Annotated in this window: 8 protein-coding genes and 2 pseudogenes; 6 read left to right on the top strand and 4 right to left on the bottom strand. The window is 70.3% G+C overall.

Annotated features, from left to right (window positions below):
• Both DZG00_RS09210 and DZG00_RS09205 read right to left on the bottom strand, forming a co-directional pair.
• Positions 1-252, bottom strand: a pseudogene (locus tag DZG00_RS09210) (hypothetical protein); the annotation flags it as partial.
• Positions 249-1,349: a Gfo/Idh/MocA family protein gene (locus DZG00_RS09205; RefSeq protein WP_119455557.1), complete on the bottom strand. Its 1,101-nt coding sequence runs from the start codon at positions 1,347-1,349 to the stop codon at positions 249-251. The gene DZG00_RS09205 and the pseudogene DZG00_RS09210, both read right to left, overlap by 4 nt.
• Positions 1,350-1,469: 120 nt before the next feature.
• On the opposite strand from DZG00_RS09205, the gene DZG00_RS09200 reads away from it, so the two are divergent.
• The 3 genes from DZG00_RS09200 to DZG00_RS09190 all read left to right on the top strand — a co-directional run bounded on the left by DZG00_RS09200 (position 1,470) and on the right by DZG00_RS09190 (position 4,065).
• Entirely contained in the window at positions 1,470-2,210 is a 741-nt protein-coding gene (locus DZG00_RS09200) for a TetR/AcrR family transcriptional regulator (RefSeq protein ID WP_233550111.1), read from the top strand.
• Positions 2,211-2,356: 146 nt separating this feature from the next.
• Positions 2,357-3,232, top strand: coding sequence for an AAA family ATPase (locus tag DZG00_RS09195; protein ID WP_158587801.1), 876 nt, complete (start codon positions 2,357-2,359; stop codon positions 3,230-3,232).
• A 470-nt stretch (positions 3,233-3,702) separates the two neighbouring features.
• Positions 3,703-4,065: a hypothetical protein gene (locus DZG00_RS09190; RefSeq protein WP_119382636.1), complete on the top strand. Its 363-nt coding sequence runs from the start codon at positions 3,703-3,705 to the stop codon at positions 4,063-4,065.
• On the opposite strand, the gene DZG00_RS09185 is transcribed toward DZG00_RS09190, so the two are convergent.
• Positions 4,062-5,585, bottom strand: a complete 1,524-nt coding sequence (locus DZG00_RS09185; protein ID WP_199688959.1) for a DHA2 family efflux MFS transporter permease subunit — start codon at positions 5,583-5,585, stop codon at positions 4,062-4,064. The two genes, DZG00_RS09190 and DZG00_RS09185, sit on opposite strands and share 4 nt — an antisense overlap.
• Positions 5,586-5,666: 81 nt before the next feature.
• Here DZG00_RS09185 and DZG00_RS09180 point away from each other — a divergent pair, with 81 nt between their 5' ends.
• Complete coding sequence (locus DZG00_RS09180) at positions 5,667-6,410, top strand: TetR/AcrR family transcriptional regulator (RefSeq protein ID WP_233550110.1); 744 nt, start codon at positions 5,667-5,669, stop codon at positions 6,408-6,410.
• A gap of 61 nt (positions 6,411-6,471) precedes the next feature.
• Here the strand turns inward: DZG00_RS09180 and DZG00_RS09175 are convergent, their stop codons facing one another.
• Positions 6,472-7,656 carry a cobalamin-independent methionine synthase II family protein gene (locus DZG00_RS09175; protein ID WP_119383156.1) on the bottom strand — a complete coding sequence of 395 codons (1,185 nt, stop codon included), beginning with the start codon at positions 7,654-7,656 and terminating at the stop codon, positions 6,472-6,474.
• A gap of 312 nt (positions 7,657-7,968) precedes the next feature.
• Here DZG00_RS09175 and DZG00_RS17005 point away from each other — a divergent pair, with 312 nt between their 5' ends.
• Together DZG00_RS17005 and DZG00_RS09170 are read left to right on the top strand one after the other, a co-directional pair.
• A complete protein-coding gene (locus tag DZG00_RS17005) occupies positions 7,969-8,130 on the top strand; it encodes a hypothetical protein (RefSeq protein ID WP_158587001.1) in 162 nt (53 codons plus the stop codon).
• Between the two features lie 96 nt (positions 8,131-8,226).
• A pseudogene (locus DZG00_RS09170) lies at positions 8,227-8,761 on the top strand (nucleotide disphospho-sugar-binding domain-containing protein); the annotation flags it as partial.

The raw sequence follows: 8,761 nt of genomic DNA, 5'->3' as shown, positions 1-8,761 counted from the left end.
GCCCGCGTCCGCGAGCTCGGCGAGGTCGGCGTCGGCAGCCGGGCCGGGGTCGAGCACGAGGAGGGCGCGGGCGCCGGAGCGGGCGGCGGCCGTCGCACGGCCGGCCCAGCCGTCGGCGCCGTCGATGACGACCACGTCTCCCGCGTCGTCCGTGCGTCGGAAGGACTCGGGCAGGGAGGCGAGCGCCGCGACGGCCGCCGCCGCGCGCGTCGGCGAGGCCACGGGGTCGATGCGGAGGGTCAGGGCGCTCATGCGGCGACCTCCGTCCGGGTCGCGGGCACGGCGGATCCGGCGTCGGTCGCGGCGGGGGCCGCACCGCCCGCCCGCACGATCGCCGCGCTCTGCTCCGCGATGTCTGTCGCGAGGTCGAGGTCGGCGAGCAGGACCTCCGTCGGCAGCGGCTCGGCGGCGCCGGTGATCACGTCGTGCACGTGCTCCCACTCGGCGACGTAGCCGTTGTCGACGTACGGGCCCCAGCCGGTGGTGCCGCGGGCGTCCGTGAGGGTGGCGGTGCTGGATCCGGCGTGCACGTAGGAGAGGGAGAAGTCGACGTGGAGGGAGCGGTCGCGCGCGACGGCGTCGAGCGTCCACTCGGGATCCCACGAGGCGCCGCCGATGCCGTGCACCTCGAGCACGCTCTCGCCCACCATCGCGACGATCTCGTATCCCCACGGCTTCAGGGCGCGCGCGCTGATCACGCGCGGGCGGGCGTCGGGCAGCAGGCGGCGCGCGAGCGGCAGGTCGTGGATCGCGAGGCCGAGCACGCCGCCGGCGACCGCGAGGGCCTGCGCCTCTACGTCCGGCTCGCCCGCCACCCGGGGCGCGGGTCGGCCGACGATCTCGGTGGCGGAGTCCTCGGAGTCGGGGTTCGGCGGGATGACGGCCGAGATGCGGATGGTGTGCGGCGCGCGGCCGGAGGCGTCCCAGGCGTCGGCCGCGGCGATCCACGCCGGGTCGAACGCGTGCATGGTCCCCACCACGACGGGCACGCCGTGCTCGGCGGACGCGTGCGCGATGGCCCGGCCCTCCTCGGCGCTGACGGCCAGCGGCTTCTCGCAGAGCACGGCGCGCTTGCCGGCGCGGCACGCGGCGATGACCTGCTCGGCGTGGAAGCGGTTCGGGCTGCCGATCACGACGACGTCGACGGCCGGATCCCGGATGAGCGCGTCTGCGTCGGTCGAGTGGCGGGCGCCCGCTCGTGCGGCGACCCGCTCGGCGACGGCCGCGTCGACGTCCATCACGTGGACGACGCGGAACCGGTCCGCCATGCGCGCCAGGGTCGGCAGGTGGATGGCCTGCCCGACCGGTCCGGCCCCGATCAGGCCCACACCGAACACCTCTTCGCCCACGACGTCCTCGTCCCTAGCAATGACCTACGCGCATCGAAAAGTGATGCAGCGTTTACGGTTGAGTCACTGTACGTCCGGGCCAACGGGCGCACAAGGGGGAGGATCGACATCGTGACCGAGATGCGCAGCACGGGGACGACGAGAGGCGCGACGACCGGCGCCGCCGCCGGCCTCCCGCACGGTGCCGGGGATGAGAGCGCGGGCACGATCCCGGGCCCCGGCGGCGGCGCGAGCGCGCGCGGGCCGTACTCGACCGGGGTGCGGCGGCGCGCGGAGATCATCGCGGCAGCCGTGCGCGTGTTCGGGATCCGCGGTTACGGCGCCGCCACGATCAAGGAGATCGCCGACGAGGTGGGCGTGTCCCCCGCGGCCGTGCTCCGTTACTTCCGCAAGGAGGAGCTCCTCACGGAGGTGCTCCGGCAGTGGGACCGCCAGCAGCCGTTCGTCTCCGAGGCCGCCCCCGGCCTGCCCGCGCTGCGCGCCTTCGTCGACCTGATGCGGTACCACGTGGAGCACCGCGGCTTCCTCGAGCTGTACCTGACGTTCGCGACCGAGACCAGCGACGCGACGCATCCGGCCCACGAGTACATGCGCAGCCGGTACGCGCGCACCATCGCGCAGATCCGCCGCCGCATAGGGGAGGCCGTCGACCTCGGGCAGGTGCCGCCGATGGACGACACGACGCTCGACTACGAGGCCGCCTGCTTCCTCGCGATCCTCGACGGCCTCGAGATCCAGTGGATCCACAACCCGCGCCTCGACCTGCCCGCGCTCGTGGGCGAGTACGTCGAGCAGTCGATCGCACGGTGGCGCGGCGGGACGCGGGCGGCGGTGCCGCCGGGCTCGGCGTCCTGGGACTGACGCAGTCAGAAAATTGTGTCTCAGTAATACGGAACCACCGCCAAGTACGACGAGCGCGTTACTCATTACGATGCAACACCCAATAAGACGAGGATCGCATGTCATCAAGAGCAGACCTTCTAAACGCATTTGTCCCATCAAGCAGCATGGAAGATCCCGCCCGCTTTTCCGGTCGCGCTGAGGAGGTGAAAGAGCTGGCCGATGCCTTACAGATTGTTGGCAGTGTTCCGCTGATCTATGGACAGCGCGGTCTCGGTAAGTCCAGCTTGGCGTCACAGCTGAGCCGCATCGCACAGGGCGATGCTGAGCTACTTACAGAGCTTGAAGCGGACGACCGAATTTTACCTAAATCTGCACAGTTCATCACATTTTACATTACGTGCGAGGACTCCACTCGCAATCTAACGGGTCTATTGAACTTGATGATTAATGCAATCGAAGGATTAAAGAGCGAACGCGCCAAGGATGAACATCGCGATCAATACAGGCTTGTTGATAAAAAGACGACCAAAGGCCTGTCTCTCAAGCTTTTCAAACTAGAGACCGTTAAGTCGTATGAAGTTTCCGTCAAGCAGAGGGACACCTCGCGCCTATCGCCGTCGGAGCAGCTTGTAGCTTTAACAGAGACTCTCACCGATGTCTACCAACAGCCAGTGCTTTTCGTCATTGACGAGCTTGACCGTCTTGGTGGAGTCAAAAGACTCGCAAGTTTTCTGAAATCAAACTCGAGTTCCATACTGAAATTTGCGCTCGTGGGAATTGCCACCACTCAGGGCGATCTCCTTGAGGATCACGCATCTCTTAATAGGCAACTTCGTCCGGTCAAAATAGGCCCCATGGATAAGCGCGAGCTAGAGTCTATTGTGGAGCAGACTGAAAGTCTATTTAGTAGATGTGGGCCTTCCGTTCAGCTTCTCCTCGCCAGCTACTCGAAAGCTTGCGCGTCTAGCCGCCGGGTTTCCTTGGTTTGTGCACATTATTGGCCAGCGCGCTCTTATCGAAGCCGCGGAAGGGGGTCATGAGCAGATCGGTACGTCGCACATAGAAAATGCCGTACGGCAGCTCGCCACACGACAGATGGCGCAAACGTATTTCGATCAGTACCAAAAGGCGGTACGTGACTCCGCTCCCCGAGAACAGGTTCTGCGACTATTTGCGGAATGGCCGCAGGAGTACATTCCCACAAGCGAGCTCTATCCCCTTGCAAACAGTCTCGGGGTCACTGCGCCCGCGAACTATGTGGGGCACTTGACTCAGGCTCAATGCGGACACGTTTTAGCTCGAGCTCCGCAGCAGACACGAGCCCTTTACAGATTTCCAGACGAAATGTTCAAGGTATATGCGAGAATACGCCCTGCATTGTATAGCGGGATTGAAGAAGATGTAGCACGCGCGTATCGTGAGCGTCGAGCGTAAAATACGTGGGCAATCAATCACACAAGGCGCATCCATTAACGCGTCGGTCAGCCGCCGCCCCGAGCGCGCCCGGCGGGTGTTCCGCGCCCTCTGGATCGCGGGGTTCGGGATCGGCACCCTCAGCCACGTCCTCGACCTGGCCATCGGCGGGACGGACGTCTACGCGGGCTTCCCCGCCGCGCTGCGCGCCTTCTGGGTCTCGCTCACGGTGCTGGATCCGCTCGTGATCGTGCTCCTGGCCCGGCGGCGCCGCGCGGGGGTCGCCCTCGGCGTCGCGGTGATCCTCACGGACATCGCGGTCAACTGGACGGTCCTCGCGACGGTCGGCGGCATCGCACTGTGGGGCGTGGTGGACCAGACCCTGTTCGCGATCCTGGTGCTGGCCACCGCGCCCGCGCTGCTCCGGTGGTGGCGACGGCCGGAGCCCGCGCGCCGCTAGTGCGCCGCCACGCCCTCCGGCAGCGGCTCGGCCGGGCGACGGACGAAGAACGACGCGACGATGGCGGCGAGCGAGATGAAGCCGCCGATCATGAAGGCCGCCTGCACACCGGCCGCGGTCGCGGTGACCTCGGACTGGCCGTCAGCGAGGCCCGCGACCGTCGTGGTGGTGAGCACCGTGACGAACAGGGCCGTGCCGGCCGCGCCCGCGAGCTGCTGCATCGTGGAGACGGTCGCGCTGCCGTGCGAGTAGAGGCGCGGCGGCAGGGATCCGAGCGCCGAGGTGAGCAGCGGCGTGAACATGAACGCGAGCCCGGCGTTGAGCACCAGGTGCACCGCGATGACCCAGCCGATCGACGTGCCCTCGTGCAGCATCGTGGTCATGCCCCAGAGGGCGATGCTCACGATGACGGCGCCGGGGATCACGAGCGGGCGCGGCCCGACGCGGTCGAACAGGCGGCCGACGATGGGCGACAGCACGGCCATGAGAGCGCCGCCGGGGAGCAGCAGCAGGCCGGTCTCGAGCGTGCCGAGCTGGAGCACGTTCTGCAGGTAGAGCGGCAGGACGATGAGGCTGCCGAACAGCGCCATCATGCTGACGCTGACCATGATGATCGCGACCACGAACGGGCGGCTGCGGAAGGTGCGGAGGTCCATGAGGGCCCGGTCCTCGCGCTGGAGCGAGACCTGGCGGGTGATGAACGCGGCGAGCGCGAGCACGCCGACCGTGATCGGGATCCACAGCGGCAGGGGGGCGTCGCCCTCGGCGGACTCGCCGAGGCTCGAGAGGCCGAAGATCAGGCCGCCGAACGCGAGCGTGGAGAGCACGACCGAGAGGATGTCGAACGGGAGCTTCCGCGGCGTCGTGAGGTTCGTGATCTTCCAGAGGCCGAGCGTGAGCGCGATGAGGGCGATGGGCAGCACGATCCAGAACATCCAGCGCCACGAGAGCGAGCTGAGGATGAGGCCGGACACCGTCGGGCCGATCGCCGGGGCGACCGCGATGACGATGGAGATGACGCCCATGAGGCGGCCGCGGCGCGCGGCGGGCACGAGGTTGAGGACGGTCGTGAACAGCAGCGGCATCATGATCGCCGTGCCGCTGGCCTGCACGATGCGGCCCATCAGGAGGATGCCGAAGCCGGGCGCGATCGCGGCGATGAGCGTGCCGATCGAGAACAGCGTCATGGCGGCGCCGAAGACCTGGCGGGTGGAGAAGCGCTGCAGGATGAAGCCGGTCGCGGGGATCACGACGGCCATCGTCAGCATGAAGCCGGTGGTGAGCCACTGCGCGGTCGCGGTGGTGATGTCGAGGTCGGCCATGAGGCTCGGCAGGGCGACGCTCATGATCGTCTCGTTGAGGATCACGACGAAGGCCGCGACGACGAGCAGGCCGATGACGAGCGGGGCGCCGTGCGGCAGGCGCTCGTCCTCGGGGGCGACGGCGCGGTCGGCCCGGGCGTGGGCCTCGGTGGGCAGGGTCTCGTCGCGCCGGGTGTCGGCGGAAGGCGGCGTGGTCATGGGGTGGATCTCCGGGGAGTGGATGGCGGGCGCACGCGACGCTGCGGAGCGGGGACGATCCGGATGTCAGACTTGGACCATGTGGCAGTCTATGACACGAACGGCGGATCCGGCAGGTCGGATCCGCGGGAGGCGGATGACGGCATGGGCACGGTGAGCGAGACGGCGGAGACGACGGACGCCGCGAGCGCGGGCGGCACGGCGGGCGGCGCCGCGGGCCTCCGCGAGCGGCGGCGCATGGCGACGACCACCGAGATCAGCGAGGCGGCGCTCTCCCTGTTCGAGCAGCGCGGCATGGCGGCCACCACGATCCACGACATCGCGCAGGCCGCCGGTGTCTCCGACCGCACCTGCTTCCGGTACTTCCCGAGCAAGGAGGAGTCGGTCCTCACGCTCCATCCCGTGTTCGACGCGCCGCTCGACGCGTGGCTGGCGGAGGTCGACCGCGGATCGGCGCCGCTCCCCCAGCTCGAGGCCGTCTACGAGCGCGTGCTCGCGACCCTCGACGGCGACCTCTCCGCCATCGCCCACCAGCAGCTCCGCGTGCGCCGCCTCATGGCCGACGAGCCGCAGCTGCGGTCGACCGCGGTCTCCATCGACGCGACGCGCTCGTGGGAGCTGGCCGAGCGGATCACGACAGCGTTCGGCGGCCGCATCACGGCCCAGGAGGCCCGGCTCGTGACGGAGCTCGCGGGCGTCGCGGTGCGCGCGGCCTTCGACGAGTGGGCGGATGCGCGCACGGCCGGCCTCGATGCCACCCTGGTCGCGTCGTTCGCGGCGGTGCGCCGCCGGCTGCGCGACATCGCGGGCACCGGCGCGGCCTGACCTGGCGATCACTCCCATGCGGTCCCGTCAGCTTCAGCGGCGCTGAAGCTGACGGCGCCCCTCAGCCGAACGCGCGCCGTGACGCGATCTCCGCGCCCGCGACCAGCGCCCGGAGCTTCGCCCACGCGACGTCGGTCGCGACGAACTCGTAGCTCGCGAAGGTCGAGAGCCCGCAGTCGGTGCCGGCGATGACGCGGGTCGGGTCGCCAACGGCGTCGACGACCTCGAGGATCCGGTTCGCGATCACCTGCGGGTGCTCCAGGTAGTTGGTGGTCACGTCCACCACGCCCGGGATGAGCACGGCGCCCTCCGGCAGCGGGTGGTCGCGGAACGCCGGCGCCTCGTGCTGGTGCGCGGGGTTGCCGAGCGGGATGCTGAACGCGCCCACCTTCGCCCGGTAGAGGTGCGGGAGCAGCACGTCGACGGGCACGTCGTCCTGGTGCGGGCCCTGCCAGTTGCCCCAGCAGACGTGGAGTCGCACCCTCTCGCGGGGGATGTCGCGGATCGCGTGGTTGAGCGCGTCGACGTGCAGGTCGACCGCGGCGAGGAACTCCTCGAGGGTGGCGTCGCCGAACTGGATCACCCGCTCCATCGCGAGGTCGGGCGCGTCGAGCTGCAGGACGTGGCCGCGGGCGACGATGGCGTCGTACTCGAGCTTGAGCTGGTCGGCGAGCGCGAACACGTAGGCGCGGTCGTCGCCGTAGTGCGGGTTCGCGGCGTCGAGCAGCAGGGTCGTCGAGACGATCCCCGGGGTCGCCGCGGAGAAGAACGTGCCGGCGGGTGCGAGGCCGCGGGCGGCCTGCGCGCCGAGCTCGCGGTCGAAGCCGTCGAGGTCCTCCGTGATGCCGGCGAGCGTCGGGTCGTAGGTCAGCAGGCCCTGCGCGACCGGCGGATCCCAGACCCGCGCGACGTCGGCGCCCTCCACGATCTGCTTGGCCTGGAACGCCGCGTAGTCGGGGAACTTGAGCGAGTCGAGCGTGGGCTTCCGGTGCCCGGCCCCGCCGAAGCCCTCGATGCGCTCGAGCACGTAGGTCGAGAAGCCGACGCGCGGCACCTCGCCGTCGTTGACGACGTCGAGCCCGGTCTCCAGCTGCCGCCGCACGGTGTCGGCGACGGCCGACGCGGTGACCTCCGCGAGCTCGTCCTGGTCGAACGGTCGCCGCTGGTCGCGGGCGACGAGCAGCCGGGTCAGCTCGGGCGTGCGCGGCAGGCTGCCGGCGTGCGTGGTCAGGATGCGGTCGGTCATGCGGGCTCCTCGGGGGCGGGGCGGGTCGGGTCGGATGCGTCGAGCGGGCGGGCTCAGCGCGGACGGCGATCGAGTGGCACGGGCGTCGCGCCGGAGCCAGCCTGGCGGACCGCGCGCCCGTGCGCGCCCGTGCGCGCCCGGGATCGCCGGCTGATCCGTCACACGACGACATGCGCGGCCGGATCCGGACCCCGCGCGCGGACCCGCGCGTGTGGACGGTCGGACGCCGATGCCGGCACACGTCTGTACCGTCCGTGCACAGACCGCAGCGCTCCCCGCGCGCGACGAGGGAGATCGAGCATGCGTCGTGCCGTGGATCCGCAGGGCCTCCCCCTCGTCTTCGGCGTCGTCGCCCTCGGCTCCGCGTGCGTCGCCGCCGGGGTCCTCGCGGTCCTCACCGTGGGCGTGCTCCGCTTCCGGCAGCTGCTCCTCGCGGATCCGATCGCGCCGTCGCCCTCCGCCGCGCACCCCTGACGCACCGCCCGCACCCGCACCCGCACCCGCGGAACGCCTCCGCACCCGTCCGCCCTCCGCCCGCGCCCGCCGCGCGCCCCGACCGGAAGCAGCATCGTGTCCTCCTACCTCCTCTGCGCCCCGCCCATCTACGGCCACCTCGCGCCGCTCATCGCCGTCGGCCGGGGTCTCGCCGCCCGCGGGGACGAGATCACCGTGCTCACCGGCACGAAGTACCGCGAGCTGGTCACGGCCTCCGGCCTCCGGTTCGCCCCCATCCCCGCCGACGTCGACTTCGACGACGCCCACCTCGAGGAGCTGCTCGCGACCGCGGCCGCGGCGCGGGGCGTCGCGAACATCCGGGAGGGGATCATCGCGCTGTTCGTGCGCGTGATCCCCTCGCAGCACCGCGCGCTGCAGGCGCTCCTCGCGGCGGAGCGGTTCGACGCGGTGCTCGCGGAGGCGACCTACACCGGACTCGTCCCCTACCTCGCCCTCCCTCCCGAGGACCGCCTGCCCGTCCTCGGCATCGGCACCACGCCCGTCGTGCTCGGGAGCGTCGACGCGGCGCCGTTCGGCGCGGCCCTCCCGCCGGGTCGCGGGCCGCTCGGCCGCCTCCGGAACCGGGCGCTGGCGCTCGCCCTCCGCCCGG

The sequence above is a fragment of the Clavibacter lycopersici genome, assembly GCF_003576405.1.
In the GTDB taxonomy this organism is placed as follows: Bacteria; Actinomycetota; Actinomycetes; order Actinomycetales; family Microbacteriaceae; genus Clavibacter; species Clavibacter lycopersici.
Note: the sequence above shows the minus strand (reverse complement) of the source record. Positions and strands in the feature narration are given on the sequence as shown.